We start from the raw sequence: 25,819 nt of genomic DNA on the forward strand, positions 1-25,819 counted from the left end.
CTCTGTCCATAGTATAGCAAATCCAGCCGTCAATTACACCAAAAAAATGTGACAAGGGATGGAACCCTTGTCACTTCAGATCATTTCTATTTCACCGGACAATATACTGATGATCTTCCCGGAGGCGTCCTGCAGCAGTAAACCGCCGTTCTCATCCAGACCGATCGCAGTTCCTTCGCTGCGCCCCTGAGGCGTGCTGAACGAGATTTGGCGGCCCAGCGTCACCGACATGGCTTCCCAGAGATCCTTAACCGGCTTAAAGCCCTGCTCTATGTAAAGCGTATATAAATATTCCAGCTCTGTCAGCACAGCTTCTGTAAGCCGGGTTCGGTCAACAGGAATCCCCCCGCCTTCGATCAGCAGCGAGGTGCCGACTCCCTGCAGGTAGTCCGGATAATCTTCCTTGGTCAGGTTAGCAGAAATACCGATGCCCGCGATAGCATAATGCAAGCCGCCTTCCCTTAGAGAGGATTCCAGTAAAATCCCGCAGAGTTTGCGCCCGCCGGCCAGCAAATCGTTCGGCCATTTGATTCCGGCTGGCACACCGGTAACTTCACGAATGGCCCTGCACACTGCTACTCCGGCAAGCAGCGTAAGCTGCGGCGTCAGGGACAGCGGCAGGTCAGGGCGGAGCACGACGCTCATCCAGATGCCTTTTCCGGCTGGCGAGTGCCATTTTCTGCCAATCCGCCCGCGGCCGCCAGTCTGTTCTTCAGCCCGGATCGCCGTTCCTTCGGGCGCCCCCTTCTCGGCCAGCTTCTTCGCTTCCTCCTGGGTAGACACCACTGTCTCCAGCAGCTGAATATTGTCTTTCCAGCCGGAAACGAAATGCTCACGGTTCAGCCGCGTCAGGTGCTGGGTGTCATCGCTTTTCATTTATATCCATCCTTTTTTGCTTCCTGCAGCAATAATTGTTTGTCGTTAGGAATATCTCCGGCTGCTACAGCATGCAGCAGCCGCTGCAGCAGCTCCCCCAGCCATGGCCCGGGACGTTTGTCCAGGGCTGCAGACAGCTCTTTTCCTGTCACTGCCAGCTCCGCCAGCGAGCTGAGCGGCATGCCTGCCATCCAGGAGCGCAGGCGGCTAGGCGGGATGTGTAGCGGCGCAGCCGCACCGGGTGCGTCCGGGACAGGCGCTTGTGTCCATTGTGAAGCAGACGCGACTGATGCGGACTTATCATGCCGCTGCACGATTGAATCCGGGGCTGGCTGCCGGAAAAGCACATCGGGCTCACCGGCTGTGCCCGAGCCGGACTGACTGCCCGGCGGCTGCGCGCCGCCCAGCGTAACGCAGGCGGCCTGCGGCACCGCCTCCAGCAGCGTCAGCCACCCTTCGGCGGCTTCCGTGCCGCAGGCCAGCACAGCGGCGATCCAGCGCCGCCGCAGTGCCTCCTCCGCGCCGGGTCCCCCCGGCGCAGAGGCCAGTGCCGCGTCCCATGCTTCGCGGACGCGCAGCACCCGGGCGACGGCGCTGCGCGTCGCCCCCGGGAACGTCCATGCCCGCAGCAGCTCATCGGCCGAAGCGGCCGACTGCCCCAGGGCATGGAGCAGCAGCGCCCACCGCAGGCGGGCGCTCTGCAGTTCCCCGATCCCGGGCAGGATGGCGGCGGCTGCCGCCAGATCGCTGCCGGTCCAGGGGAACGGGGCTTTGCCGCGCGATAGCAGGCCGCTGCGCGCGAGCAAGCCGAGGCCGCGCCAGGGATGCGGCCCCTCGATGATGCGCTCCGTCTCACTGCGGACGCGCTCAACGGCAATATGCGCCAGCTTGTCCCGCTGGCGCAGCAGCCCCCGCCAGGTGTTCTTGGCGACGGCAAAGTCCAGCACCGACGCGAAGCGGATGCAGCGCAGCATGCGCAGCGCGTCCTCGTCGAAGCGCTCCTCCGCTGCGCCTACGCAGCGGATCAACCGGGCGCTTAAATCCCGCGCCCCCCCAAAAGGGTCCACCAGCACACCGTCCAGCCCGCAGCAGATGGCATTGATGGTGAAATCACGCCGCCGCAGATCTTCTTTAACATCGCTTACAAAAAAGACGTGCTCCGGGCGGCGGTGATCGGCATAGCCGCTTTCCGTCCGGTACGTCGTCACTTCAAAGCTGAAACCATCCTGTAATACCGTAACCGTACCGTGCACAAGTCCCGTCGGGATACAGCGGGTGAATATGGCCATGACCTCCTCCGGCAGCGCGGAGGTCGTCAGATCCATATCATGCACCGGTCTGCCCAGCAGTTCATCACGGATGCAGCCCCCGACAAAATAAGCTTCACGGCCGCTCTCAAGCAGGCCGGTCATCACCTTGCCAGCTGCTTCCGCCATACCGGATGGTGCCATTGTCCATTCCATGAAGCACTCCTTACCCCCGGATGGTATCCATTCCGAGCACCTTGCGCCCTAGCACACGGTAATAAATATCCTCATATTGGTTCGTAATACTGTCTCTGCTGAAATCATTGCAGGATCGTTCCAGACAAGCCTTTCTAAACTGCTCGGTCATTGCTTCATCCGACAGCAGCTTCACTGCATATTTTGCCATAGCGGCCGTGTCGCCGATAGGAGCGAGGAAGCCGGTTTTGCCATGCTGGATCAGCTCCGGAATACCTCCGGTCTGCGAACCAATCGTTGGAACACCGCAAGCCATCGCTTCCAGCGCAACAAGACCGAAGCTCTCCTTCTCTGAAGGCAGCAGGAGCAGATCCGCCAGAGAGATTACCTGGGCAATCTCATCCTGCTTACCCAGGAAGCGGACTTTGTGCTCCAAGCCCATTTCATTAATTTTCGCCTGAATCTTCGGCAGCTCAGGACCTTCACCTACAAGCAGCAGCTTCGCAGGAATCTCCTTGCTCACCTTGGCAAAAACATCAACAACATCACTAACCCGCTTGACCGGACGGAAATTGCTGATATGCATCAGTATCTTCTCATCCGGATTGGCAAAATCGCCGCGGAGATCGGTTACGTCACGCGGGTAATACACACGCTTGTCGACAAAGTTATAGGTCAGATCAATATCACGGGTAATATCCAGCACGCGCCGGGTTTCCTTGATCAGATCCTGAGAGACAGCTGTAACCGCATCACTTTCATTGATGCCGAGGCGGATCAGGTCCTTAAGCGATTCATCCTGGCCCAGAACGGTAATATCCGTCCCGTGCAGGGTTGTGACTACCTTGATGTCATTGCCGAGCATCTGCTTGGCCAGGAACGCACACACGGCATGAGGCACTGCATAATGAACATGGAACAAGTCGAGCCCCTGCATCTTGGCTACCTGCGCCATCTTGGTTGCAAGCGCCAGATCATAAGGCGGGTAACGGAAGACATAGTAATCGTTAACCTCAACCTCGTGGTAAAATATATTTTTCTGAAACGTTCCAAGCCGGAACGGGATACTGTGTGTTATAAAATGGACTTCATGGCCCTTTTCAGCCAGAAGCTTCCCCAGTTCAGTTGCCACTACCCCCGAGCCGCCCAGAGACGGATAACAGGTGATGCCTATTTTTAGCCGGTCCATAGCTCCGTCCCCTTCGTTAACTTATCTCTTACTTCAAGTAATGATATGAGTTTATTATAGTTGCATCTCAGGAGGAAATAAAGTTTGTTCCTAATGGCCCCCGCTTATAAATAGATCAACGGCATGGGGAACCTTCGCTGCGAACCCTTCAGCATAGGGAATAAGCCTCCGCTGTCCGAGCAGCATATCCCTTGAGCGGACACGTTCGATATAGCCCTCGTTAAGCGGTGTCGATACCACATCCTCACCCGGGATCTTCTCAAATTGCGAACGGTAGCAGGACAACGCCTGCTCCTTCAACCCATATTGCTGAGTCACATCTACTATAAGGTCGGTACGGCCCAGGTCATTAATAAAGTAAAAATAGAGCAGCGGTGCAGGTATGGCCGGCTTGTCCGGCATATATTTGCGCAGCTTCGAATTGAATACAGCTTCCTCCACCAGCTTACTGCAGGCGATATGGTCAGGATGACGGTCTTCCCAGTAAGGGGCAAACACAATGGCCGGGGCAAATTCCCGGATTTCTGCAGTCACTGCAGCCAGATGCTCCTCTGTCAGGTACAGGCCGCGGTCCGGCAATCCGAGATTGGTACGTACGGATGCCCCTAGCACTTCAGCGGCCTGCTGAGCCTCCTGCTTGCGGCGTTCCACGGTTCCGTTCGAGGACATTTCCGCTGCAGTCAAATCGCACAGGCCTACCTTCAGACCGGCAGCAGTATGCTTGGCAATGGTTCCCGCCATCCCGATCTCAGCATCATCTGCATGAGCCCCGAATACAAGAATGTCCAGTTTCATTATTCATCCACACCCGGCTTGTATTTATGTACCAGCTCCCGCCATCCGAAATCGCCGCGGTCGATCGCCTTTACCAGAATTTCAGCTGTAGCGATATTGGTCGCTACCGGAATACCGTACACATCGCACAAACGGAGCAGTGCCGTGATATCCGGCTCATGCGGCTGTGCCATTAGCGGATCACGCAGGAAGATAATCAGATCCAGCTCATCCTGAGCCACCAGCGAACCGATCTGCTGGTCTCCGCCGAGCGGTCCAGACATGAAACGGTGAATTTTAAGCTGGGTTACATCCATAATCCGCTGGCCCGTAGTTCCCGTTGAATACAATTCCAGCCCGGTAAAAACATTCTCATAAGCGGTAACGAAATTGACCATCTCTTCTTTTTTCCGGTCGTGTGCAATAAAGGCAATCTTCAACATGATGAATTCTCCCCTGTCTATTCAATAAAATGCTCAAAGCCATAGATCAAGCCTGTGTATTCCATCACTTTCTGGATACCCATTTTGACCCCTGGCATGTAACCTGCCCGCTCGTATGAATCATGGCGGATTTTTAGCGATTGTCCAAAACCGCCGAATACTACTTCCTCCTGGGCAAATACGCCGGGAAGACGGACGCTGTGAATCCGGAAGCCGTTGTAAAAACCGCCACGCGCCCCCTCAATAATCTCCTCTTCCTGCGGATTACCCTGGCGGAGCTCCTGCCGGGCTTCAGAGATCATCTCAGCCGTTTTGATCGCTGTACCTGACGGGGCATCCAGCTTCTGATCACCATGATACTCGATAATTTCCAGATGCGGGAAATACTTAGCCGCTTGTGCGGCGAATTTCATCAGCAGAATCGCACCAATGGAGAAGTTCGGGGCAATGAGCCCGCCGATTCCCTGCTCCTGACATTGCTTGTCCAGCTCGGCAATCTGCTCCGGGGTGAACCCGGTCGTCCCTATGACCGGACGCACCCCGTATTTGATTGCAAGCGAAGTGTTGGCATAAGCCGATTGCGGAATTGTAAAATCAACAAGCACATCTCCGCGGCTTCCTGCCAAGGCAGCTTCCAGATCCGAAGTAACTGTTATTCCGCACTCCTCTAATCCTACCATGCGGCCTGCATCTGTTTCGCCTGCTGAACGGTCTACCGCCGCCGCAAGTTCCAGTTCTTCATCCTGCAGTACCAGCTTAACAACCTCTTTACCCATTCTGCCTCCTGCTCCGGAGACAATCACTCTGATCTTGTCGCTCACCTTTATTTCCTCCTCGCTTTCACTGGTTCCATCATTAGTGGATATATTTTTGCAATGATCTTTGCAGGTCTTTCATAAGCTGCCGGAGACCGGAGTCATCCGGGTGGAGGGCAATAACCTCTTTCATCGCGGCAATCGCCTGTACATGCTCATTCATCCGGCTATGCGCAATCGCAAGCCAGACATAGGCGTCCCCATACAGAGGATCTAGTGAAATCGCTTCTTTCAGGAGTGTGACCGGCCGATATGGATTAAGCGTCCCTCCTGCTTCATCCTCCAGCAGACGTTTAGCCTCCTGAACAAGCTTAAGGGCCTGCAAATGCTGGAGATGCAAATGGTATTCCGGCTTGCCGCTATCCAGCTTCACCGCTGCGAGCGCATGCTCCAGCGCCTTATCCATCATCCCGCTGCGTGCATAGGTAATCGAACACCGGTATCTTACCTCGGCGTCGTCCGGGCTGGCTGATATCGCAGCTTCAAAATATTGAATTGCCTCTTCAAAGTCGCTGCGTAAAATAGACCGGTATGCCGCATTGACATAATCGTTATGATTCATATACTCACCATCCTGACGGCTAAATCCCGTTCGTTTGGTACAGCATATGTTATAGAGGCCTAATCGGTGTTTTTAAGTGTCCACCGTCCGGCGTCACGGGTATTGAACTTGTGCATCACTTTATTATGGGCTTCCGTCAGGTCAATGCCCAGAGAATTGGCGAAGCATACGGTTATGAACAGAATATCACCGAGTTCAAGTTCAATAGAATTGTCCGCCTCGTCTGCCTTTTTAGGCTTTTCGCCGAACTGATGGTTCACTTCGCGGGCCAGCTCACCCACTTCTTCCGACATACGGGCCAGCATTGACAACGGGCTGAAGTAACCTTCCTTAAACTGTGAGATATAAGCATCGACTTCGCGCTGTATCTCACTAAGACTTTTATCCATAATTTGTTGCTTCGCCCCCCTATAAATTCTTGCCTTCTGTTTGCCCCTATGTTATCGTAAAGACGTTTTGAAGACAAATCTTTTTTACATTTGCAGCTCTACACCATGAGAAAAATGCTTGTATAAAATGCCCGTCAGAGGGCTTAGGCGAGGGATTATATGAAATCATTAAATGCAATGAATATCGGCAAAACAGTAGCGCCTATCATGCTGGGTGCGGCAATATATGCGTTCGGGCTCCTGTACTTTATCGTCCCCAATCAGCTGATGGAGGGAGGAGTAACGGGGATTACCATCCTGCTGAACTATGCCTTTGATATTCCGATCTTCCTGACTACGCTGCTGCTGAATCTTCCGCTGTTCCTTCTGGGCTGGAAAGTGCTTGGTTCACATCAGATTGTCTATACCGGTGTCGGTATTGGGGCATTGTCTTTTTTCCTGTGGGTTTTTGAACGGCTGATTGCCGCAGGCTGGCTGGTGCCCTTCAGCACCGAGCACGATTTTATTCTCGCTTCATTATATGCCGGGGTCACACTTGGCCTTGGACTCGGTATCGTCTTCCGGTACGGCGGGACCACTGGCGGCGTTGACATCGTGGCCCGGATTCTCGGGCGCAAATTCGGCTGGAGCATGGGCCAGATTATCTTAGCTGTCGACGTTATCATTATCGGCGCATCATTGCTCTACATACCCCGTGAAAAAATATTGTATACCCTTGTAGCCGTATTCATCTCTTCACGTGTGATTGATTTCATCCAAGAAGGCGCTTATGCCGCCAAGGCTTTCACAATCATCAGCGACGATGCTCCACAAATCGCGGATCTGATCACTGCCGAAATGGAGCGCGGTGTGACGCTGATCCCGGCCATCGGCGCGTATTCGAAGCAGGCCAAGCATATGGTGTATTGCGTTGTCTCCCGCCAGGAAATCCGCCGGCTCAGCCAATTAGTGAAGTCCGTTGATCCTACGGCATTTGTAATTATCAGTGATGTTCACGATGTTATGGGCGAAGGCTTCCGGGAATCCTGATTACATAATGGTATATTAACGGCTGAATCTCCAATGAACTATTCAAGGGTTCGAATCCTATTGCAAAAGAAGAAGGCTCTCCTTTCCGTGTCACAAACACGAAAAGGGAGAGCCTTTTGATTATACATATAATAGAGAGTCAATAATGTCCATCTTCACCGCTAGACCGGCTTCAAATCCTCCTGCTCTCCACGGTACTTGCGGTATCCGGCATAAGCCAGTGCGGATAGGATAAAAGCTCCGGCAAGCATGCCCCAGGCTCCGTATTTCTGAGGCGACAGCGGAAGCGACAATACGGGCTCATCCCGTTCCTTGCTGAACATCACCCTTACAGCATCCTGACCGTAAGAGATAATTTCAAGCAGCCGCGATCGCTCAGGGGGCTGGGCGGAAGATGTCACTCCCGCTGCATAGGACAGCCAGGAATCAAAGGCATTTACGACTTCCGGACGGCTGGAAATAACAACCGCAGGCCGGATGGTGTCATATCTGCTTTGCAGCCGGGTTACGGCTGCCTTCCAGCCCTCCAGATCACCAGCCGCAGCGCTTTTCTCCATATCGTTCAGATCCTCACGAAACAGCTTGTAATACTGCTGCCACATAGGCTGACGGGGATGATTCAGGCTGTTTGCAGCAAGCCGGACTTTGGCTGCCGCAGCTTCTATTTTCTCCGGAACAATCTGCGCAGCCGCAAAGGCAGCCTTAAGGTCCACAATGACCCCTGACAGTGCATTAACCCCTTCAACCGAAGTCTGACCCTCAAATGAAGAGGATACAAAGATCTTTGAGATCTCTTCACTCTCCTGCCTTGCTTTGGCGATATCGCCTTTAAGAACATAATTATATAAAGCTTCAGCCGCTTGTTCCAGGCGCTGCGCACCGCTTCCGCCGGTCTGCACCGGTGAACCGCTCCCGGCTGCTTCTGAAGCACGCCCGAGCTTATTGACGGCTTCTCCGGGGCTATACACCCCGTACGCCGATACTTTCCCGCCGTTCAATCCGGCAAGCAGCCAGCACAACACTAATCCTGTCAGTACAATATATCTCCTGCGCCGCATGAGACATCCCCCCTACTCTAAATGTATGGGAGAAGGACAAGAGATAGAACAGCCTGTCAGCGTCTCATGCCAGCCCGCTGAAGGGTATGTGCCGCCCTGGCTTTTGACCCGAAAACCCAGGCCGCTGCCGCGCTCAATAAAGTTAGAAGGATTGTGAAGTTCTGCACTTTGAGGATATCATCATCAAGCTCCGACGGCAGCCAAGGATAAATGCCAACTGAATAATCCACCATATCGTTCGCCAGTGTCCAGAGCACTGCCAGCGGAAGCATCCGCCGGAATGAGAAGAACCGTGCATAGATCAGTGCCTCAACCGCCATACCGGTATGTGACACTACCAGCATCCAGTCCTGCCAGCTCACGGTATCCCCCTGATAGCCGCCGGCAAAAATCATACTAACCGCCCAAATCCCGTACTTCACAGAAGTGACAACTGCGAGCGCTTCGATGAGTTCACGCACCAGTGTTCCTTTAAGCCCTTTCGGGGGATATAGCATCAGGAGCAGTGCAATCGTAAAGAACAGGCTTGCCGTCGGACTGTCCGGAACAAACGGGAGCAGCCATACCGGGTAATTCTCTGCTGTAAACGCCAATTGATTGCCATACCATATGTATCCGTAAATCGTCCCGAGGAAATTCACAATAATTAGCAGCCATATGATCCCCCGGTGCTTGAACAGCTTGTCTACAACCGACATACAAATTCACCCTCCACATCATGACAGACTCATCTCCACACAGACAAAAACCTGACCGCATATACGATCAGGCTGCGCTAATATTATTTTACTGTTCGCTTTTTTGTTTGGCAAGCCAGCCGGCAAGCGAGTCAATATCCTGTTCGGTGAGTCCTGCCCCCATGGCTGTTTCATACATCGGCGGCATCTGTCCCTGACCTTCTTTGATGATGGTCAGAATCGCTTCCTTGTCGTGGGTATCCCCCACACCGCGCAGTGACGGGCCTCCTCCGCCCTTCAAATCCACAGCGTGACAGGTAACACATGTAGCCTGCTTGAAGAGCGCCATTGCCGGATCATCCTTGTCCACGATCGCAATATCCTTGGCCTGCACGGCACTTGTCGTGGGCAGGCCCTTGGCCCTGTTCTCAGCCGCTTTCTCCTCACGCTGCACATCTTCGGGGATCTGGCCCGTTTCAGCCATCTCATGCTGATATTCTGTCCAGGCAGTATTGGTTAGATAGATGATTGCCACAAGCGACAGGAACATCAGCGAAGAAGCGATCGGCCGCCGGTAGAACCGCCGTTCACGGCCTGTATCCAGGAACGGGGCAAGCAGCAGAGCGCCAAACGCCACCCCGGTTACCCCCAATGTGCCCAGAACGATATAATCACCCGAGGCGTATGGCAGCTTCAAATATTGATACAGAAACAAAAAGTACCAGTCAGGGATCGGGATAACTGTAGCTCCGGCATCAGCAGGGAACCCCAGCGGTGCTGGCTCTGAAATTGTAAGTACAAGAATGCCAACCAAGACCACTACCCCAACCATCCACTCCTTCAAAAGAAAATTCGGAATGAAGGCCTCCGATTTACCAGGATATGCCGTATAGTCAGGCGGTGTAATGAACCCGTTGCCCTTCTTGACACGGGAATCGCCGACAAATACGACCTTTTCTTCAGAGCCGTCCTTGCCCTTATGTGCCATTCAAGAGTCCCTCCTTTTCGTCAATTGATTTACAACGGACCGGATATACCCTGTCTGCGGATCATAATAAAGTGTCCGACGAGCAGTATAAGCAGGACCGCCGGGAGGAAGAATACGTGAAGAGCGAAGAACCGGGTCAGCGTCTCGGCTCCGACAATCGTACCGCCCTGCATCAGTTCCTTTAGCACGGGTCCCATGACCGGAACGGAATTGGCGATCTCAAGCGTAACCTTAGTGGCGAAATAAGCTTTGTTGTCCCATGGCAGCAGATATCCGGTAAGTCCCAGACCCAGCATGACAAAAAAGATCAGCATGCCCACCACCCAGTTCATCTCGCGCGGGGCCTTGTAGGAACCTGTAAAAAACACCCGCATCGTATGCAGGAACATCATCACAATAACCAGACTTGCCCCCCAGTGGTGCATGCCGCGTACGATTTGCCCAAAAGCAACCTTAGTTTGTAAATATTCCACACTGGCATAAGCATTTATAATGTCTGGTACATAATACATGGTCAAAAACATGCCCGATAAAATCTGAATCACGGTTATAAAAAAGGTAAGTCCGCCAAAGCAATACACGAACGCCGAGAAGTGATGCGCCGGATTGACGTGCTCGGGAACCTCGTGATCGGCAACATCTCTCCAGATCGGCGTAATATCCAGACGCTCATCAATCCAGTTGTAGACATTTTTAAACATCAGGATCACGCCTCCTTCTTAGCTTCGGTATTGGGGATGATATCGCCAAGATATACCCAGCCGCCGTCGATCTTGGTCTTGTACTGGTCCAGCGGCTTCGGGGCGACCGCAAGATTCTTGCCAAGCTTCGTGTACCTGGCTCCATGGCAGGGGCAATGATATTCGTCAGGAAAAGCTTTATCATTGTTCCATCCGACCGTACAGCCCAGATGCTTGCAGATGGGTGAAAGCGCATAAATTTCTCCGCTCTCATCTTTCCGGATCCATGCCGTCAGCGTCGCTGTACTGGCGTACCACCCGTCCTGCTGTTTGAGCTCAAAATTAAACTCCTGCGGCTCATTGGTTATTTTGGAGGCTTCCGCAACCTTGATGAATTCTCCTTCACCCTTCTTATGTAATATCGGGTCTACAGCGAACCGCACCATAGGCAGGATGGCGCCGGCTCCCATAAATGCGGTTGCACCGCCAAGCGTATAGGTCAGAAACTGTCTGCGTGACATCTCTTTTCGGCTGGGCGGTTCTTGCGGATTCAATTCATGCTCTTCATTGTAGCTGCTCATACGGTGTGTAACCCCCTTTTCAAAATTGAGAAGGCACCTGCAGTGTTCCAAAGGAATTATCTGTTAATAATACGTTTACAATGACATAAATCACATGTCACATCAGTTCACCCTTATCATAGCTTAGGCCCTATTACCCGTCAAGAATATTGTCTAAATTGTGACAGGCTGAACAAAGGGTTTTTACTAAAATTGTTGAATTTCTGTCACATTTAACTCATTTTCCCCGTTGCCACATCGCTTGAATTTTATCGCTTATTTCAGACTTAACCAATCCTCTCTGCGAGGACTCAAATCCGGACAGGGAAAGGACTAAATCGCTTTCATAAAGCTCGCCGGAAGATAGCTCCGCGGCTGCTGTTGCCACGATCACGAACTGGAATTGATTGGATTTGACTTTCCTGCAGACATCATTCAGTGTGGCTACACTATGCTCCGTAGCATACTGTACTGCCGGGTAGGTAACTATACGTCCCTGAAAAGGCTGCTCCACAAGCTCCAGCAGGTCACGGAGCTGCTCCAGTATCGCCGCCGCTTCGGACGGACTCTCCCCCCCATGCAGTCCCGTAAACGGAAGCAGACAGGTATCATAGTACTTGTTGTTCTCTTCCCAGCTCTCTGCGGTAAAACTGCTGAACTTCATTTTGGATCATCCCCTCACATGAATTCCTATTAATAATAAGCTACTTCACCCCCCGTGAAACGAAAAAAAGAAATGCGCTAAGCGCATTTCGTTATGCCAAACTCTTCAGTTCTTCAGTCAGATACCGGAAAGCCGCTTTATCTCCGGCCGCCAGCGCTGTGTCGATCTCCCGGTACAAGATGTCGGTACGTCGCTTTCTAAGCGCTTCATCCCACACCATTTCTGCCGCAAGCCCTAGCATCACTTCATAGGTAGCCTTCATTTTGTCCATTCGATACACCTCCGCTGTTTAGAAGATTCCATATTCCTTTGCTTTGTTCACATAACTTTCGCTGGTGCGCTTCATTCTTTGCAGGTCTTGTTCGGTCAATTCCCGGACCACTTTAGCAGGAGAACCCAGGGAAAGAGTGTAGGGCGGGATAATTTTGTTTTCGGTTACAATAGAACCGGCTCCTATTAAAGCATATTCACCAATCTCTGCTCCGTTCAAAACAATTGCTCCCATTCCGATTAATGTGCCATTGCCTATCCTGCAGCCATGGATAATCGCGGAATGTCCGACCGATATATCATCACCCAGCATAAGCGGCAATCCCTCGGCTACATGTCCTACAGTTCCGTCCTGAATATTGCAGCGCTGCCCGATAATCACCGGAGCAAGATCTCCCCTAAGCACGGCATTAAACCAGATACTTGAATGCTGCCCCACCGTCACGTCACCTACCAGCTTTGCACCTTCTGCCACGTAAACAGATTCGTCAATACGCGGTATGTACTTCCCATAAGCAATCCGCATTGTCCTCCCCCTTACTTAGGCAGCCGCCTCGGAGTAGCCGCTTCCATTCCCCATGGGGTCATCATGACTACCGGCCCACCCGGTGTCTCACCCAGCCGGATCATCCCCAAATGCAGCATCATCCTTAATATACGCTGTTCCAGGATTGAAGCGGCATCATCATAGTAGAACGGTTTAATGAGCCAGCCTATTCCTTCTACCAGAGAAGAAACGGTTACCCACTCACCGGCACTCTTACTAATCCAGTATACGATTGACGGAAGATTGGGAACAGCACCTTTATAAAGTTTTAACCAAAAGAGGAATATCTGCATCAGTCTTTCCGATTTTCCTTCGGCCAGTAATGCCTCTCCTGCCAAAGTCACCTGTAATCGGTAGCCTTCTTCAGCAATAAAGCGGCGGTGCCTGGCATAATCATACAGGAGGGCTAATCTGGGCGGGTAATGCTCGCAGGCTCTGCCGTAACCAAATCTCCAGCCCCCTTTACCGAGCAGCGGTTCCGGAATTTGAAGTGCATTCATCAGCCCCTGCTGATACCGTTTATAGAGAGCCCCCTCCTGATTTAGCTCGGGATTATTCTCCTTCACATAACGCAGGAACAGCAGCAGATCTTCTGCCAGTAAATCCCCTTCCCCGCGGTACATTGCCGGTTCACAGCTGCCGGATACCTTTTCTTTGATGTATTCGCCCATCCGCTCACGGAAACGGTTCTTCAAATCCTCCGGAACCTGGAACAGATACTTGCTTTGCTGTGAGGCACCGCTGAACAGCCAGCCGCCGCTTTTGAACCGGCTGACCATCTCACGGTATCCCCCTGTTGTGCCGGCAGGAGCATCGAAGGATGCCTGTCTTGCCGCAGCCAGCAAATCTTCAAGACTGAAATGGCTGCGTTCGTCAAACAGCAGTGTGTTCAGGAACCGTAATTCCTCCGGTGTACAGCTCCGGATATGGGATTCCATGAAATCCCGGCTTCCAAGTGTGATGAGAATGCTCTGGATCAAATCATGTTTCGAATTCCGTTTGCAATCGCATTGATAGCGTCCCGCTATGGCGGTAAGCTGACCAATGTCTGCGTAAGTGAGCATATCCGCCAGATTCATCATTCATCGCCTCACTGTTTTACTACCATTATGGGAAATACAGCCCTTTTTATTCCTTATTTCTCAAAAAAAATAACCCGAAGATTCGGGTCACCGCTGATTTTGCAAAATATGACGGGTGCAATTATACAGAAGCGGCTTCCACTCCTGCTCGTTCTTTTCGATAATGGTCAAGGACAAATTGCCGAGCCGCTCCGTGTACTTGTCTTTATAGAGCGCAGTGTACAGCTGGGCCAGGAAACCTCCGTGAGAGATGACCAGCACATTGCTGCCTTGATACCGGGTGGAGAGATCCTCCATAAAGGCAAGTCCGCGCAGCTGCAGCTGCTCGTCTTTTTCCTGCCCAAGCTCCAGCAGATTCCATTCCTTGCCCCATTTCGCTTCGCGCTCCAGGGCGGTCATTCCCTCAACCTGTCCATAAGCGCGTTCCCGTATACGCTGATCAGGCTCGAGTAACGGGATACCCAGCTTGGCGGCAATGATCTTCCCTGTCTCTTCTGCACGGGACAAACCGCTTGTGATACAGTAGTCCCAATGGTAGGGTTCATGCAACAGCCGCTCACCCAGCATATCAGCCTGCCTCCGGCCCTCGTCGTTAAGCGGAATGTCACTTTGTCCCTGTATTTTCCCTTCCGCGTTCCAATCCGTCAGTCCATGGCGTATTAAGCCGATCAGCATCGCATATCACCCTTTCCATCCAATATGTTTGCTTAATAATGTATCATGAATGAAAACAAATGTCTTCTTTTTGAACTATAATGCTGCGTTTTGAATAAAATTACAGGCTTAACGGCAACAAAAAAGTCCGCTTTACCTGAGTAAAGGGACTTCATCATTGTCTGCGGTAACGGTTGAGCCGGGTCAGCAAAAAGATAGACAACGCCACGCCCAGCATGGACAGCACCATCCAATACTGCGGATGTGTCGGCCCCATGCTCACAACAAGCGGCTCGATAATGCCGCCCTGGGATTCTGACACCGGATAGGAAGATGACCACTCCAGTGTAAGACCGGCTACCCCTGTTTCAATAATGCCGCTCTGTGCCGAACTCGTGTTATCCGGTGTTTTGAACATCGTAAAGTACAGGAAACTCGATAAAAACACTGCCAGAAAGCAGGCGATCCAAAGGCTCAGGCGTTTGCGGAAAACGGCAGTACTGCCTGCAGACTTCCCGTCCCCGGGCATCAGCCAAGGGCTTTCCAGATAAATACGCTCCATAACCTTGAGATTAATGGCTTCAGCGCGTTCCGCGCTGATCTCCACCCTTGTATCTTGCATAAGCTCGCTGCTCTCCTGCCATAAAGCCCATTCAGCAGTACAGTAAGAACAACCCGCGATATGCCTCTCCAGCTCAATCCGCTTAGGGTCAGTGGGGGGAGCGTCCCACAAAAGCGGAATGGAATCTTGCGCTTCCCTGCAGTTCATTGGCCTTACACCCTCTCAGCCTGCTCTTCTGCTTCAGGCTCATAAAAATAGGATTCGAGTTGGAGCTTCACACTGCTCCTTGCACGGAACAACAGTGATTTCACGGAGCTGACACTCTGATCCAAAATAATGGCAATTTCCTGATAATCCATTTGATCGTATTCACGCAGAATCAGCGCTGAGCGCTGTTTCTCCGGAAGATTATTGATGGCTTCACGGACCAGGTTCATCCGTTCCTTACGCAGTGCAGCCTGTTCAGGAGCTACTTCAGCCGGTGCTACCGGCGTGTACCCGCTCTCTTCGAGAGAGACATTGCCTGCACGGTTCTTGCGGAGCTCGCTGAGCACTGTGTTGCGGGCGATCGTGTACAGCCATGTCGAGAATGAAGCATCTACCTCGCGAAAGGAATGCAGGCTCCGGAATGCTTTGTAAAATGTCTCCGAGCAGAGATCTTCGGCAATCAGCTCCATATGGGAGTTCTTAAGCATATGATAGACAAAAGCCAGTATTTTACGTTGGTATCTTCGCATCAGTTCCGAATATAGTTCTGTGTTTCCTTGCTTGATTAGCTGGATCAACTGGGAATCCGTCATGGTGAGTTCGGCCCTCCTCGCCCTAGCACGATTAATCCCGTCCGGTCCGTACCTAATTATACCGGGCAGGTTTGAAAAAGTTGCGTTGAATCCTCTACATTTGCAATAAATAAGGCAATACTTCCTATGTATATTCCGAGTCCTTTGAAAAAAGATATGCTGCATTTAAATACAGGCAGAAAATGCATCTTTACAGATTCCAGAGCTCCGGTAATCCCATGCTGGAAATACCAGGAAGAAATCTATAAACATACTTAACCTAGTATAGCATACATTCTAACAGGATGACATTAATAGACTTAAGCCAACAGCAGGATGGCCTAATTATCCATATGGCGTCGAAAGCTGGAGAATCCCACCCGGCATCTGCTGAATAGCATAGCCAGCTTCAATAAGCGGCTTAGAAAAATAAGTTTATAGAAACGGTTGACAAAATGTAAACGGATACATATAATAAAAGTACAGTATGGTTTCTCTCCACTCCTATCCAAACACTGTACGATTCCAATATCAATTGTGAATTGTAGCCGCTTACTTTGTAAGCGGTTCTTTTTTTTGGGTAATTACCCGTCAAGTTATTGATAAGGTTGTGCAATGATTCCCCGCTGAACATCCAGTTCTTCTTTGATATCCGCAAAAACCTTCTCCAGCGATTCAAAAAACAGCAGCGTATTTTGGCCAATATAACTCAACACCAGCTCAGTACTCTTGGCAAACTCCTCGATATTCGGACTTTTAACATTTCTTAAGATTAAATCACATAAGGTTATTAGGTTTAAATAAGCAGATAGGATACTGTTTTGCATATACAGCTCATTCTGTTTTAATCTTACCCAGGCATATGTTCCTGAGCTTACATACTCTATCGGCATCTCTACATATTCAATTGAGGAATTATTATGAATAAAATATTTAAGCTGTTCTTCGATTTCATCGAACGATTGATTGATATTAGCCAGAACGCCCAATTGACCTTCCTCCGCTTCTTTGTTTGAAGACCTTTCTGCAAGGCGCCCATTGCAATCCTGTGATCTGCTTCAAGTATATACTTTTTTCGAGAAGTATGTTGTTTTCCTCATTTTGGCACTACGCTATAACAAAAACAGCGTGTACCGTAAAAGATCGGCACACGCTATCCGCACAGATATATAAATCTGTCTATTACATGATGATGGAGGACCCGGCTGTGTCCGGCTCCTATACGTACACTGTATAATCGTTATGCTGCAGCAGAATTTTGGCCCGCTCCATATCGTTCTCCTGGCGGAAAGACAGCCGCATAATGCCTGGAACATCCTCACGGCTCTCAATGATCTGCACGTTGCTGAGGTTGATGCCCTGATCCCCCAGCTCGGTTGCGATACGGCCAATGATCCCCGGATGATCGGGAACGTCAATATGAAGATCGAACAGCGGAGTAATCATCCCTTTGCGCCGTTCCGGCAATTGGCTGCGGAAACCGTTCGCTTCATGGAAGGCTTCCTCTATTCCGTCTCCGTCCGCATCCTCAAGCAATTGAATAAATGATGATACCTCTTCATTCCAGTCCTTCAACAGACGCAGCATCACCGAGCGGTTATTCAGTAAAATATCGCGCCAGATGATCGGATCGCTGGACGCAATCCGGGTAATGTCACGGAAACCGCCGGCAGCCAGGGTGCTGTACAGCGAATCCTCAGAATCATAAGCGTGAATCTGATTCACAAGCGCAACTGCAATAATATGCGGCAAATGGCTGATTGCCCCCACAATTTCATCATGGCGCTCCGGATCAAGTCTGACAATCTGTGCTTTCGTATGTAGGAGCAAGGTTTGAAGTGCCCCGTAAGCCTCCTCCGGCACTCCTGGCGGAGGGGTCAGCACATAATAGGCATTCTCGAACAGCAGTGACGAGGCAGCTTCTACCCCTGAGCGTTCCGAACCTGCCATTGGATGTCCGCCTATGAAATGGACACCGGGAATATCCAGCGAAACCGCACATGCTGCGATACTGGCTTTGGTGCTGCCGACATCTGTGATGATACAGCCCGGCTTGAGCGGAAGCTTGCTTAATTGCTGCAGATAATTCTCAAGCATGCCTACAGGAACACACAGAAAGATGTAATCGGCGCCCAGCGCTGCTTCCTCAACAGAAAGGGTAGCCTGATCAACTACGCCTCTGCTGACATATTTAATCGCGGATTCAGGGCGGTGGGCATGGCCGACGACGGTCAGACCCGGCTTGCCTTTGAAGCAAAGGGCCAGTGAGCCTCCGATCAGACCGACACCGAAGATTGCTATTTTAGTCGTCATATCTTTGTACTACCTGCCTTCTATGGTATCGTCTTGAACGTTTCCCTCTTACGCCCTTACTTCCTGCTCCTTGAGCGTCTGTTCCAGAGCTGTAATAAAGGACTTATTCTGCTCGGCCGAGCCTACAGTAACGCGTATGCAGGTCGGGTATAGCCGGTGTCCGGCTCTCACGATGATCCCAAGGCGCAGCAGGGCATCAAAGACTTCGGAAGCTGGCTTACGCACATCCACCATGATGAAATTACCGTGCGCAGGGAAGGATTTGAGACCCAGACGCTTGAATTCTCCCTCGAGCTGTACAATGCCTTCACTGTTGAGGCGGCGGCACTGTTCCACATAAGCCTGATCGGCCAGAGCAGCCAGAGCACCAGCCTGGGCCAGACGGGAGGTATTGAACGGTTCACGTACCTTGTTGATTAAGTTAATAATTTGCGGGCTGGCAACTCCGTAACCGATCCGGAGTGCAGCCAGGCCATAAATCTTGGAGAAGGTCCGCAGCACAACCAGGTTCGGGTATTGATCCAGCAGCTTGATTCCATCCGAATAGGACGGGTCAGTCACATATTCAAAGTAAGCTTCATCCAGCACAACCATTACCCCGGCAGGCACCGCATTCAGGAACTTCACCAGCGCCTCTTCCGGCACAATCGTCCCGGTAGGATTATTGGGATTGCAAATCCAGATAACCTTGGTCCGTTCGGTAACCCGGGCCAGCATGCCGTCAAGATCATGCGTTCCGTCTACAAGCGGCACCTCAATAGTAACGGCACTTTCGATATCCGCATTGCTTTTATATACGGAAAAGGTCTGATCAGCCATAATCGTCTCATCGCCCGGCAGGAAAAATGCCCGGGCAATCAGGGCGATAATCTCATCTGAGCCGCAGCCGAAAATGATATTGTCACTCTGCACTCCAAGATGGCTGGCCAGCGCAGCAGTCAAATCAGCGGCTGATCCGTCAGGATACAGAAACAGATTGTCCAAATCCGCGATAATTGCGGCTTTTGCACTCGGGGACGCTCCATAAGGATTCTCGTTAGAAGCCAGCTTAATAACCTCGTCTAAGCCAAGCTCTTTTTTGACCTCTTCGATTGGTTTTCCCGGCTTATAGACTGGGAGGTTAACAATATTCGGTTTCGGATTCATCTGTGGTCCTCGCTCTCCAGTGATAATTACAGCTTTTAAAGGTCTGTCAGACCATTATGGCTTTAATTGTGCCACAAATTCACGAATTTGCAACAGTCCTTCACTTCGTGTGGCTGGATTATCCAGCAGCGGAATAACATCCTCCACCTTGCGGACTATGGCGCTGCCCACGACAACCCCGTCGCAAATCTGCGCAAAACGCGCGACCTGCTCGCTGGTGGAAATCCCGAAGCCTACCGCTACCGGAAGGTCTGTCGCCCGGCGTACGGAAGCAATGAAATCATCGACACCGGTATGAAAGGACGATCTTTCCCCCGTTACACCCAGGGAGGAGACGCAATAAACAAAGCCGCTGGCTCCCGAAACAATCCGCTCAATCCGCTCACTGGAGGTAGGTGCAACCAGCGGAATGAGGTTCACTCCAGCTTCACGGCTGCGCTTACGCATCTCCTCCGACTCTTCCACCGGCAGATCGGGAATAATCAGCCCGCTAATCTCATGAGTATCGAGCTCGGCGAAAAACGTATCCAGTCCCATTTGCATTACCGGATTATAATAAGTGAACAGAATAAACGGCAGCTCACTGCCCGCCTGGCGGGCTTTCAGTGCAGTCTCCATACAGGTGCGCAGATGAATATTGCCGCGAAGCGCTCTGGACGAAGCCCGCTGGATAACAGGTCCGTCGGCCAGCGGATCGGAATAAGGCACCCCCAGCTCCAGAATGTCTGCACCAGCCGCCTCTAATTCGGCAATAATAGCGAGCGTAGTATCCAGATCGGGGTCCCCTACTGTAAGAAAGGGAATCAATGCAGCCTTTCCTTCGGCTTTGAGCTTGCGGAAGGTCACATCCATCCGGTTGGTTGTTTCTGTTGTCATCACTTATCCGCCCCTTCCGTATAAGCCATGATCGATTCCACATCTTTGTCCCCGCGTCCCGAGAGGCAGATGACTACAATGTCATCCTTAGTTAGATCCGGAGCAATCTTCGCTACATGAGCTATGGCATGGGCCGATTCCAGCGCCGGGATGATTCCTTCGGTTACACACAGCAGCTTAAGCGCATCAAGGGCTTCAGCGTCGGTAACCGGCACATACTTGGCACGTTCAATATCTTTGAGATAGGAATGCTCCGGTCCGACTCCCGGATAATCCAGGCCCGCGGAGATGGAGTGAGCCTCTGTAACCTGACCGTATTCATCCTGCAGCAGATAGCTTAAAGACCCTTGGAACACGCCTTGGCTGCCTTTGCTCATTGTTGCTGCATGAAATGGAGTATCAATTCCCTTGCCGGCAGCCTCTACGCCGATCATCCCCACCTGCTCATCCTCCATGAATGGATAGAACATGCCGATGGCATTGCTGCCGCCGCCGACTGCAGCAACCAGCAGGTCCGGCAGACGGCCTTCGGCCTCCAGGATCTGGCGGCGGGTCTCGTCACCGATAATCCGCTGGAAATTGCGGACCATCATCGGGTACGGGTGAGGACCGACTGCTGACCCCAAGATATAAAAGGTATCTTCCACATTGCTGACCCAGTAGCGGAGAGCTTCGTTACCTGCATCCTTAAGGGTCCGGGAACCGGACGTCACCGGAATCACCTCGGCGCCAAGCAGCTTCATGCGGAAGACGTTAAGCGCCTGACGGCGTGTGTCCTCTTCGCCCATGAACACCTTGCATTCCATGCCCAGCAGTGCTGCCACTGTTGCTGTAGCCACCCCGTGCTGGCCGGCGCCTGTCTCGGCGATAACCTTGGTTTTGCCCATTCTTTTAGCTAAGATCCCCTGACCAATCGCGTTGTTGATCTTGTGTGCTCCGGTATGATTAAGGTCTTCACGCTTCAGGTAGATCTTGGCTTCCCCAAGCTGCTTGCTGAGACGCTCTGCATAATACAGCGGGGTCTCGCGTCCGGAATACTGTTTCAGTAAATAATCTATTTCTTCCTGAAAAGCCGGTTCTGCCGAATATTTCGCATAGGCTTCCTCCAGCTCAATCAGTGCATTCATTAAGGTTTCAGGAACGAAGCGGCCTCCGAAAGAACCAAAACGTCCGTACTTGTCCGGTACTTGTATCATGATTGCTTCACCCTTTCCACGAAAGAAGTCATTATATTGAGGTCCTTAATCCCGCCGCTTTCCACGCCGCTGGAGACATCTACGCCATCAGGTCTGTAGGCTTCCAGCAGTTCACTCACATTGTCCGGATGAAGTCCCCCTGCTATAAATAAAGGCAGTCCATGCGCTTCCGCAGCAGCTTGGAAGACCGGAATCTGCCCCCAATCAAAGGTGCGCCCCGAGCCGCCGCTTCCCTGCGGATCATAAGTGTCGAGGAGCAATGCATCAACAGAACCGGTATAGCTTGCCACATTAGCGGGCCCATCGGGATCGCCAGCCTGACCCTTGCCTGCCACGGAGATGGCCTTCCAGACCTTAACCTGCGGAAAAGCCTGCTTGACCTCCCGGCAGAACGCTGCGCTCTCCTGTCCATGCAGCTGGATCACATCCAGCGGCACAGTTGAAAGCAGCTCCTTCAGCTCTTCCAGGCCGGGGTTGACGAATACCCCTGCTGCACCAGGAGACTTCCCCGCCTCCCATGCCGACAGCTCGGCAACGAGCTCCGCTGCCTGTACAGGTGTTACCCTGCGGCGGCTGGGTGCAAATACAAATCCGATATAATCAAGCGGTAATCGCTTCATAGATTTTAGCACTTCAACGTCCTGAAGTCCACAGATTTTTACCAATGTATCAGCCATGAAAAGCACGATCCTTTCCGGCGGATACCGGGCCGAGCAGTTCATTCACCGCCTCTTCGACGTTCTGCTGCCTCATCAGATACTCTCCCACCAGTACACCTGTGGTACCGGTCTGGCGCAAATACTTAATATCATCCGGTCCGGCAATCCCGCTCTCGCTGATCACCGGAACTCCATCCGGCACCAGAGCCGCCAGCTCTGCTGTCGTTTCCAGTCTCGTCTCAAACGTGCGCAGATTGCGGTTATTAATACCTAGCAGCACGTGGGGCTGCTCCATTTTCCCTGTACCTGCTACAAGCTCAAGCTCGCTGCGGTCATGGATTTCTATAAGCACATCCAAGCTGAGTGAAGCTGCCAAATCTGTAAAGGAAGCTATTTGTTCCGGAGTTAGAATAGCCGCGATTAGCAGGACAGCATCCGCCCCCAATATACGGGCCTCATAAATCTGACGCTCGTCGATAATAAAATCCTTGCGCAATAAAGGAAGGTTTACCGCTGCCCTAACCTGCTGCAAATACAAACCGCTGCCTTGAAAATAGTCTTCATCCGTTAGCACCGACAAGCAGTCGGCCCCGCCTGCTTCATAACCTTGGGCGATGGATACCGGATCAAAGTCCGCACGGATCAGCCCTTTGGAAGGCGAAGCCTTCTTCACCTCCGCGATAAGGCCAATCTCCCGGTTCCTCCGCCTAACAAGTGCCTCCCGGAAACCTTTTGTGGCCGGCAGCCCGGCGATTGCCTCTTCTGCGTCAGTCAGGGAAAAGGTTTTGCTTAAAGCTTCAACCTCTTTGATTTTGGTAGCGACAATTTTATCAAGATACATAATCAAGCTCCTTCGTCATGGCTTTTAGCTGTTCCAGCTTAAGCAGCGCACTGCCGGAATCGATCATACGGCGCGCCTCCTGGACACCTGCACTCAAGCTGTCCGCCAAACCGGCAACATAGATGCAGGCACCCGCATTAGCCAGTACGATATCACGGTATGGAGTTAAGGCTCCTTCCAGCACTGCAGTTATAATTGCAGCATTCTCGGCTGCATCTCCCCCCAGCACATCCTCCAGCGGATGCCGGCTCAGGCCCAGAGCCTCAGGGGTAATTTCATAGGTGGTGACAATGCCGTCTTTCAGTTCGGATACCTGGGTAGGCGCCGAAATGCTTATTTCGTCTAGACCGTCCAGACTGCTGACAATCATCGCCCGCTTGGAGCCCAGCTCCTTCAGCACATTGGCCACAATTTCTGTCTTATCGCGGTCGTAGATACCCATAAGCTGACGGTCGGCTCCTGCCGGGTTGGTCAGCGGCCCCAGCATGTTGAACACTGTCCGGAAGCCCAGCTCGCGGCGCGGCGCAGCAGCATATTTCATGGACGGATGATAGATCTGGGCAAAGAGGAAGCAGATGCCGATATGGTCCAGGCATTGCCGGGCCTGCTCTGCGTTCAAATGAATGTTGACGCCCAGCGCTTCCAGTACATCCGCGCTGCCGGCTCTGCCGGAGGCGGAACGGTTGCCGTGCTTAGCCACGCGCACAGAAGCCGCTGAAGAAATAATTGCCGAGGCGGTCGAAATATTGAATTTATGAATGCCTGAGCCTCCGGTACCGCAGGTATCCAGCAGACGGGTGCGCTCTGTGAGCACCGGTGTCCCGAATCCGCGCATCGCTTCCGCGAAGCCGGTGATTTCCTCGACGGTCTCCCCTTTGATCCGCAGTGCAGTCAACAGCGCACCGATTTGCGCCGGGGATGCCACCCCTTCCATAATGGTCCCCATGATCTCACGGGCCTGGGTCCGGCTAAGATCTTTGCCCTCGATCAGCCCGGCAATTCCTGATTGTATCATTTGACTTGCATCCATAGTCTTTTTCCTCCTAAAAGTTTTGTTAGGATAACCTCGCTGAACCGCTTCGGACAAAACTCTCTCCGAGAGCATTTGCTAAGTTTTATGGAGCATTCTCTGCTCAGCTCTTCTGTCCTGTTCTCTGATTAAGGCGTATATTCGTACATGTAATCCTGATTGATTACCTGTTTTTCTTTGATCTCTACCGGGAACATGGCTTCCGCCATCCGGATGGCTTTGAGCATGGCCTTCGCTTTGTTAAGGGTCTCTTCATATTCCTTCTCCGGTACCGAGTCCCACACAATCCCTGCTCCCGCCTGCACATAGGCCCGGCCCTTACGGAAAATGATGGTGCGGATGGTAATACAGGAATCCATATTCCCGGAGAACCCGAGATAGCCGATAGCTCCGGCGTAGGCGCCTCTGGCTTCCCGCTCCAGCTCGGAAATGATCTCCATCGCCCGCAGCTTCGGTGCGCCTGAGACGGTACCGGCCGGCAGGCATGACAGGAAGGCATCGAAGAAATCCTTATTGTCGTCCAAGGTCCCCGACACATTTGAAACCATGTGCATGACATGGGAGTACTTCTCAATCTCCATAAAGGAGTCGCATTTCACCGTGCCGAACTTCGATACCCTGCCCAGATCGTTGCGGCCGAGGTCAACCAGCATCAGATGCTCCGCCCGCTCCTTTTCATCCTCCAGAAGTTCAGCTGCGAGAGCCCGGTCCTCTGCTTCATTCGCCCCCCGCGGTCTGGTTCCGGCAATCGGGCGGGTGGCCACTCGGCTGCCGTCCACCTTCACCAGCGCTTCCGGAGAGGTACCGACGATGATCTCTTCATCCATTTTGAGATAATACATATACGGAGAAGGATTCAGTGTACGCAGCATCCGATAGACATGCAGCGGGGATACTTCCGTCTCAATATGCAGGCGCTGCGACAGCACCACCTGAAAAATATCTCCGGCCCGGATATATTCCTTGGCCTGCTCAACATTGGAAATGTACTGTTCCTTAGTAAGGTTGGAATGAATCTCGCCCAGCTCGATATCCTGGGGAATGCTGCGGCGGTTAACGTTCTCCTTCGGCCCTTCCTTCTGCAGCTCCTCGGCGAAGTCCTCCAGCTTGCGGTTCAAAGCCTCATAGGCTGTACGGATGTCAGAGTCCGTATCCCCGTCTTTGATGTGCAGGTTGCCTACGAGCAGGATCTGCTGTTTCACATGATCGAAGACAATGATCCGGTCGCAGAACATGAAGCGGATATCATCCGTGCCGAGATCATCTACCGCATGCGGCGAGAGTTTCTCATAATATTGCAGCAGATCATATCCGAAGAATCCGATCGCACCGCCGGTAAACGGAGGCATCCCTTCCAGCTTTGGACTGCGGTAGGAGCGGAGCAGTGCTTTTAGCTCCTCGATCGGTTTGCCTGTCAGCCGCTTCTGCTCCCCGCCGACCTTCACGTGAATGACATTCTTTTTCCCGGATATCATCAGAAACGGATCACTGCCGATAAAAGAATACCGGGCCCATTGAATGCCGCCTTCTACACTTTCCAGCAAAAACGCGTGGGACTCACCGGCAAACCGCTGAAACAGGCGGATCGGAGTCTCCATATCAGCAAGCAGCCGCTTCACTACCGGAATCAGGTTATATTCCCGCGACAGTGATACCACTTCTTCAACACTAGGATTAGTCATTTTGGGATACCTCCTTGGAATGTACGAGTATATTAT

The 25,819-nt window shown here is 52.1% G+C and carries 30 protein-coding genes and 1 pseudogene; 1 reads left to right on the forward strand and 30 read right to left on the reverse strand.

Going from position 1 to position 25,819, the window contains the following annotated elements; genetic code table 11:
• Positions 1-75 precede the first annotated feature (75 nt).
• The 8 genes from QU597_RS18455 to QU597_RS18490 form a co-directional block, all read right to left on the reverse strand.
• Positions 76-876 (reverse strand): biotin--[acetyl-CoA-carboxylase] ligase, encoded by an 801-nt coding sequence (locus QU597_RS18455; RefSeq protein ID WP_310829300.1) that lies wholly within the window; start codon positions 874-876, stop codon positions 76-78.
• A complete protein-coding gene (locus QU597_RS18460) occupies positions 873-2,339 on the reverse strand; it encodes a CCA tRNA nucleotidyltransferase (protein ID WP_310829301.1) in 1,467 nt (488 codons plus the stop codon). Before QU597_RS18460 ends, QU597_RS18455 begins: the two co-directional genes overlap by 4 nt.
• Positions 2,340-2,349: 10 nt before the next feature.
• Positions 2,350-3,507 carry an N-acetyl-alpha-D-glucosaminyl L-malate synthase BshA gene (bshA, locus tag QU597_RS18465; protein WP_310829302.1) on the reverse strand — a complete coding sequence of 386 codons (1,158 nt, stop codon included), beginning with the start codon at positions 3,505-3,507 and terminating at the stop codon, positions 2,350-2,352.
• A 90-nt stretch (positions 3,508-3,597) separates the two neighbouring features.
• Positions 3,598-4,302 carry a bacillithiol biosynthesis deacetylase BshB1 gene (gene bshB1 / locus QU597_RS18470; RefSeq protein ID WP_310829303.1) on the reverse strand — a complete coding sequence of 235 codons (705 nt, stop codon included), beginning with the start codon at positions 4,300-4,302 and terminating at the stop codon, positions 3,598-3,600.
• Positions 4,302-4,724: a methylglyoxal synthase gene (gene mgsA / locus QU597_RS18475; protein ID WP_054941333.1), complete on the reverse strand. Its 423-nt coding sequence runs from the start codon at positions 4,722-4,724 to the stop codon at positions 4,302-4,304. The genes bshB1 and mgsA overlap by 1 nt, the downstream gene beginning before the upstream one ends.
• A 17-nt stretch (positions 4,725-4,741) precedes the next feature.
• Entirely contained in the window at positions 4,742-5,545 is an 804-nt protein-coding gene (gene dapB / locus QU597_RS18480) for a 4-hydroxy-tetrahydrodipicolinate reductase (RefSeq protein ID WP_236331607.1), read from the reverse strand.
• A 34-nt stretch (positions 5,546-5,579) separates the two neighbouring features.
• A complete protein-coding gene (locus tag QU597_RS18485; RefSeq protein ID WP_206100820.1) occupies positions 5,580-6,101 on the reverse strand; it encodes a tetratricopeptide repeat protein in 522 nt (173 codons plus the stop codon).
• Positions 6,102-6,160: 59 nt separating this feature from the next.
• Positions 6,161-6,490, reverse strand: a complete 330-nt coding sequence (locus QU597_RS18490) for a nucleotide pyrophosphohydrolase (RefSeq protein WP_206100821.1) — start codon at positions 6,488-6,490, stop codon at positions 6,161-6,163.
• A 159-nt stretch (positions 6,491-6,649) separates the two neighbouring features.
• Here QU597_RS18490 and QU597_RS18495 point away from each other — a divergent pair, with 159 nt between their 5' ends.
• Positions 6,650-7,519 (forward strand): YitT family protein, encoded by an 870-nt coding sequence (locus QU597_RS18495; protein ID WP_236331609.1) that lies wholly within the window; start codon positions 6,650-6,652, stop codon positions 7,517-7,519.
• A 161-nt stretch (positions 7,520-7,680) separates the two neighbouring features.
• Here QU597_RS18495 and QU597_RS18500 read toward each other — a convergent pair whose 3' ends face one another.
• From QU597_RS18500 to trpE, 22 genes and pseudogenes are all read right to left on the reverse strand, one after another.
• Positions 7,681-8,577, reverse strand: coding sequence for a sporulation protein YpjB (locus QU597_RS18500; RefSeq protein WP_310829304.1), 897 nt, complete (start codon positions 8,575-8,577; stop codon positions 7,681-7,683).
• Between the two features lie 56 nt (positions 8,578-8,633).
• Positions 8,634-9,275, reverse strand: a complete 642-nt coding sequence (locus QU597_RS18505) for a DUF1405 domain-containing protein (protein ID WP_310829305.1) — start codon at positions 9,273-9,275, stop codon at positions 8,634-8,636.
• An 88-nt stretch (positions 9,276-9,363) separates the two neighbouring features.
• A complete protein-coding gene (locus QU597_RS18510) occupies positions 9,364-10,242 on the reverse strand; it encodes a menaquinol-cytochrome c reductase cytochrome b/c subunit (RefSeq protein ID WP_310829306.1) in 879 nt (292 codons plus the stop codon).
• Positions 10,243-10,271: 29 nt separating this feature from the next.
• Positions 10,272-10,943 carry a menaquinol-cytochrome c reductase cytochrome b subunit gene (gene qcrB / locus QU597_RS18515; protein WP_020427667.1) on the reverse strand — a complete coding sequence of 224 codons (672 nt, stop codon included), beginning with the start codon at positions 10,941-10,943 and terminating at the stop codon, positions 10,272-10,274.
• Positions 10,944-10,948: 5 nt separating this feature from the next.
• Positions 10,949-11,503, reverse strand: coding sequence for a QcrA and Rieske domain-containing protein (locus tag QU597_RS18520; RefSeq protein WP_236331615.1), 555 nt, complete (start codon positions 11,501-11,503; stop codon positions 10,949-10,951).
• Positions 11,504-11,720: 217 nt separating this feature from the next.
• Complete coding sequence (locus QU597_RS18525) at positions 11,721-12,146, reverse strand: DUF2487 family protein (RefSeq protein WP_310829308.1); 426 nt, start codon at positions 12,144-12,146, stop codon at positions 11,721-11,723.
• Between the two features lie 91 nt (positions 12,147-12,237).
• Positions 12,238-12,417, reverse strand: a complete 180-nt coding sequence (locus QU597_RS18530) for an IDEAL domain-containing protein (protein WP_038594463.1) — start codon at positions 12,415-12,417, stop codon at positions 12,238-12,240.
• 18 nt (positions 12,418-12,435) lie between these two features.
• Entirely contained in the window at positions 12,436-12,942 is a 507-nt protein-coding gene (locus QU597_RS18535; protein WP_054941342.1) for a gamma carbonic anhydrase family protein, read from the reverse strand.
• 11 nt (positions 12,943-12,953) lie between these two features.
• Positions 12,954-14,042, reverse strand: coding sequence for a hypothetical protein (locus QU597_RS18540; RefSeq protein ID WP_370656277.1), 1,089 nt, complete (start codon positions 14,040-14,042; stop codon positions 12,954-12,956).
• Positions 14,043-14,132: 90 nt separating this feature from the next.
• A complete protein-coding gene (locus tag QU597_RS18545) occupies positions 14,133-14,720 on the reverse strand; it encodes a histidine phosphatase family protein (protein WP_310829310.1) in 588 nt (195 codons plus the stop codon).
• A 154-nt stretch (positions 14,721-14,874) separates the two neighbouring features.
• Entirely contained in the window at positions 14,875-15,321 is a 447-nt protein-coding gene (locus QU597_RS18550; RefSeq protein WP_232380883.1) for a hypothetical protein, read from the reverse strand.
• A gap of 51 nt (positions 15,322-15,372) precedes the next feature.
• A pseudogene (locus QU597_RS28855) lies at positions 15,373-15,468 on the reverse strand (hypothetical protein); the annotation flags it as partial.
• Between the two features lie 5 nt (positions 15,469-15,473).
• Complete coding sequence (locus tag QU597_RS18555) at positions 15,474-16,061, reverse strand: RNA polymerase sigma factor (RefSeq protein WP_054941346.1); 588 nt, start codon at positions 16,059-16,061, stop codon at positions 15,474-15,476.
• A gap of 575 nt (positions 16,062-16,636) precedes the next feature.
• Positions 16,637-17,029 (reverse strand): hypothetical protein, encoded by a 393-nt coding sequence (locus tag QU597_RS18560; RefSeq protein WP_310829311.1) that lies wholly within the window; start codon positions 17,027-17,029, stop codon positions 16,637-16,639.
• A 229-nt stretch (positions 17,030-17,258) separates the two neighbouring features.
• Positions 17,259-18,353, reverse strand: a complete 1,095-nt coding sequence (locus QU597_RS18565) for a prephenate dehydrogenase (RefSeq protein WP_310829312.1) — start codon at positions 18,351-18,353, stop codon at positions 17,259-17,261.
• A 48-nt stretch (positions 18,354-18,401) separates the two neighbouring features.
• Positions 18,402-19,499, reverse strand: a complete 1,098-nt coding sequence (hisC, locus tag QU597_RS18570; protein WP_310829313.1) for a histidinol-phosphate transaminase — start codon at positions 19,497-19,499, stop codon at positions 18,402-18,404.
• A 54-nt stretch (positions 19,500-19,553) separates the two neighbouring features.
• Positions 19,554-20,375 carry a tryptophan synthase subunit alpha gene (gene trpA, locus QU597_RS18575; protein ID WP_310829314.1) on the reverse strand — a complete coding sequence of 274 codons (822 nt, stop codon included), beginning with the start codon at positions 20,373-20,375 and terminating at the stop codon, positions 19,554-19,556.
• A complete protein-coding gene (gene trpB, locus QU597_RS18580; RefSeq protein WP_310829315.1) occupies positions 20,375-21,571 on the reverse strand; it encodes a tryptophan synthase subunit beta in 1,197 nt (398 codons plus the stop codon). Before trpB ends, trpA begins: the two co-directional genes overlap by 1 nt.
• Complete coding sequence (locus tag QU597_RS18585) at positions 21,568-22,248, reverse strand: phosphoribosylanthranilate isomerase (protein WP_310829316.1); 681 nt, start codon at positions 22,246-22,248, stop codon at positions 21,568-21,570. The genes trpB and QU597_RS18585 overlap by 4 nt, the downstream gene beginning before the upstream one ends.
• Positions 22,241-23,071, reverse strand: coding sequence for an indole-3-glycerol phosphate synthase TrpC (gene trpC, locus QU597_RS18590; protein ID WP_310829317.1), 831 nt, complete (start codon positions 23,069-23,071; stop codon positions 22,241-22,243). The genes QU597_RS18585 and trpC overlap by 8 nt, the downstream gene beginning before the upstream one ends.
• On the reverse strand, positions 23,061-24,101 hold the full coding sequence (trpD, locus tag QU597_RS18595; RefSeq protein ID WP_310829318.1) for an anthranilate phosphoribosyltransferase: 1,041 nt from the start codon (positions 24,099-24,101) through the stop codon (positions 23,061-23,063). The genes trpC and trpD overlap by 11 nt, the downstream gene beginning before the upstream one ends.
• 128 nt (positions 24,102-24,229) lie before the next feature.
• Positions 24,230-25,783, reverse strand: coding sequence for an anthranilate synthase component I (gene trpE, locus QU597_RS18600; RefSeq protein WP_310829319.1), 1,554 nt, complete (start codon positions 25,781-25,783; stop codon positions 24,230-24,232).
• Between the last annotated feature and the right edge of the window lie 36 nt (positions 25,784-25,819).

It is taken from the genome of Paenibacillus pedocola (assembly GCF_031599675.1).
GTDB lineage: Bacteria > Bacillota > Bacilli > Paenibacillales > Paenibacillaceae > Paenibacillus_AQ > Paenibacillus_AQ pedocola.

Excerpts from the sequence above, each read along its gene's own strand:
- trpD (WP_310829318.1), bottom strand. The coding sequence starts at position 24,101 with ATGGATGCAAGTCAAATGATACAATCAGGAATTGCCGGGCTGATCGAG.
- bshB1 (WP_310829303.1), bottom strand. The coding sequence starts at position 4,302 with ATGAAACTGGACATTCTTGTATTCGGGGCTCATGCAGATGATGCTGAG.
- QU597_RS18540 (WP_370656277.1), bottom strand. The coding sequence starts at position 14,042 with ATGAATCTGGCGGATATGCTCACTTACGCAGACATTGGTCAGCTTACC.
- mgsA (WP_054941333.1), bottom strand. The coding sequence starts at position 4,724 with ATGTTGAAGATTGCCTTTATTGCACACGACCGGAAAAAAGAAGAGATG.
- trpA (WP_310829314.1), bottom strand. The coding sequence starts at position 20,375 with ATGACAACAGAAACAACCAACCGGATGGATGTGACCTTCCGCAAGCTC.
- QU597_RS18535 (WP_054941342.1), bottom strand. The coding sequence starts at position 12,942 with ATGCGGATTGCTTATGGGAAGTACATACCGCGTATTGACGAATCTGTT.
- trpB (WP_310829315.1), bottom strand. The coding sequence starts at position 21,571 with ATGATACAAGTACCGGACAAGTACGGACGTTTTGGTTCTTTCGGAGGC.
- QU597_RS18495 (WP_236331609.1), top strand. The coding sequence starts at position 6,650 with ATGAAATCATTAAATGCAATGAATATCGGCAAAACAGTAGCGCCTATC.
- QU597_RS18530 (WP_038594463.1), bottom strand. The coding sequence starts at position 12,417 with ATGGACAAAATGAAGGCTACCTATGAAGTGATGCTAGGGCTTGCGGCA.
- QU597_RS18565 (WP_310829312.1), bottom strand. The coding sequence starts at position 18,353 with ATGACGACTAAAATAGCAATCTTCGGTGTCGGTCTGATCGGAGGCTCA.
- QU597_RS18490 (WP_206100821.1), bottom strand. The coding sequence starts at position 6,490 with ATGGATAAAAGTCTTAGTGAGATACAGCGCGAAGTCGATGCTTATATC.
- QU597_RS18460 (WP_310829301.1), bottom strand. The coding sequence starts at position 2,339 with ATGGAATGGACAATGGCACCATCCGGTATGGCGGAAGCAGCTGGCAAG.
- qcrB (WP_020427667.1), bottom strand. The coding sequence starts at position 10,943 with ATGTTTAAAAATGTCTACAACTGGATTGATGAGCGTCTGGATATTACG.
- trpC (WP_310829317.1), bottom strand. The coding sequence starts at position 23,071 with ATGTATCTTGATAAAATTGTCGCTACCAAAATCAAAGAGGTTGAAGCT.
- QU597_RS18455 (WP_310829300.1), bottom strand. The coding sequence starts at position 876 with ATGAAAAGCGATGACACCCAGCACCTGACGCGGCTGAACCGTGAGCAT.
- QU597_RS18550 (WP_232380883.1), bottom strand. The coding sequence starts at position 15,321 with ATGCAAGATACAAGGGTGGAGATCAGCGCGGAACGCGCTGAAGCCATT.
- trpE (WP_310829319.1), bottom strand. The coding sequence starts at position 25,783 with ATGACTAATCCTAGTGTTGAAGAAGTGGTATCACTGTCGCGGGAATAT.
- QU597_RS18485 (WP_206100820.1), bottom strand. The coding sequence starts at position 6,101 with ATGAATCATAACGATTATGTCAATGCGGCATACCGGTCTATTTTACGC.
- QU597_RS18505 (WP_310829305.1), bottom strand. The coding sequence starts at position 9,275 with ATGTCGGTTGTAGACAAGCTGTTCAAGCACCGGGGGATCATATGGCTG.
- QU597_RS18585 (WP_310829316.1), bottom strand. The coding sequence starts at position 22,248 with ATGGCTGATACATTGGTAAAAATCTGTGGACTTCAGGACGTTGAAGTG.
- hisC (WP_310829313.1), bottom strand. The coding sequence starts at position 19,499 with ATGAATCCGAAACCGAATATTGTTAACCTCCCAGTCTATAAGCCGGGA.
- bshA (WP_310829302.1), bottom strand. The coding sequence starts at position 3,507 with ATGGACCGGCTAAAAATAGGCATCACCTGTTATCCGTCTCTGGGCGGC.
- QU597_RS18510 (WP_310829306.1), bottom strand. The coding sequence starts at position 10,242 with ATGGCACATAAGGGCAAGGACGGCTCTGAAGAAAAGGTCGTATTTGTC.
- QU597_RS18545 (WP_310829310.1), bottom strand. The coding sequence starts at position 14,720 with ATGCTGATCGGCTTAATACGCCATGGACTGACGGATTGGAACGCGGAA.
- QU597_RS18520 (WP_236331615.1), bottom strand. The coding sequence starts at position 11,503 with ATGAGCAGCTACAATGAAGAGCATGAATTGAATCCGCAAGAACCGCCC.
- QU597_RS18500 (WP_310829304.1), bottom strand. The coding sequence starts at position 8,577 with ATGCGGCGCAGGAGATATATTGTACTGACAGGATTAGTGTTGTGCTGG.
- QU597_RS18525 (WP_310829308.1), bottom strand. The coding sequence starts at position 12,146 with ATGAAGTTCAGCAGTTTTACCGCAGAGAGCTGGGAAGAGAACAACAAG.
- QU597_RS18555 (WP_054941346.1), bottom strand. The coding sequence starts at position 16,061 with ATGACGGATTCCCAGTTGATCCAGCTAATCAAGCAAGGAAACACAGAA.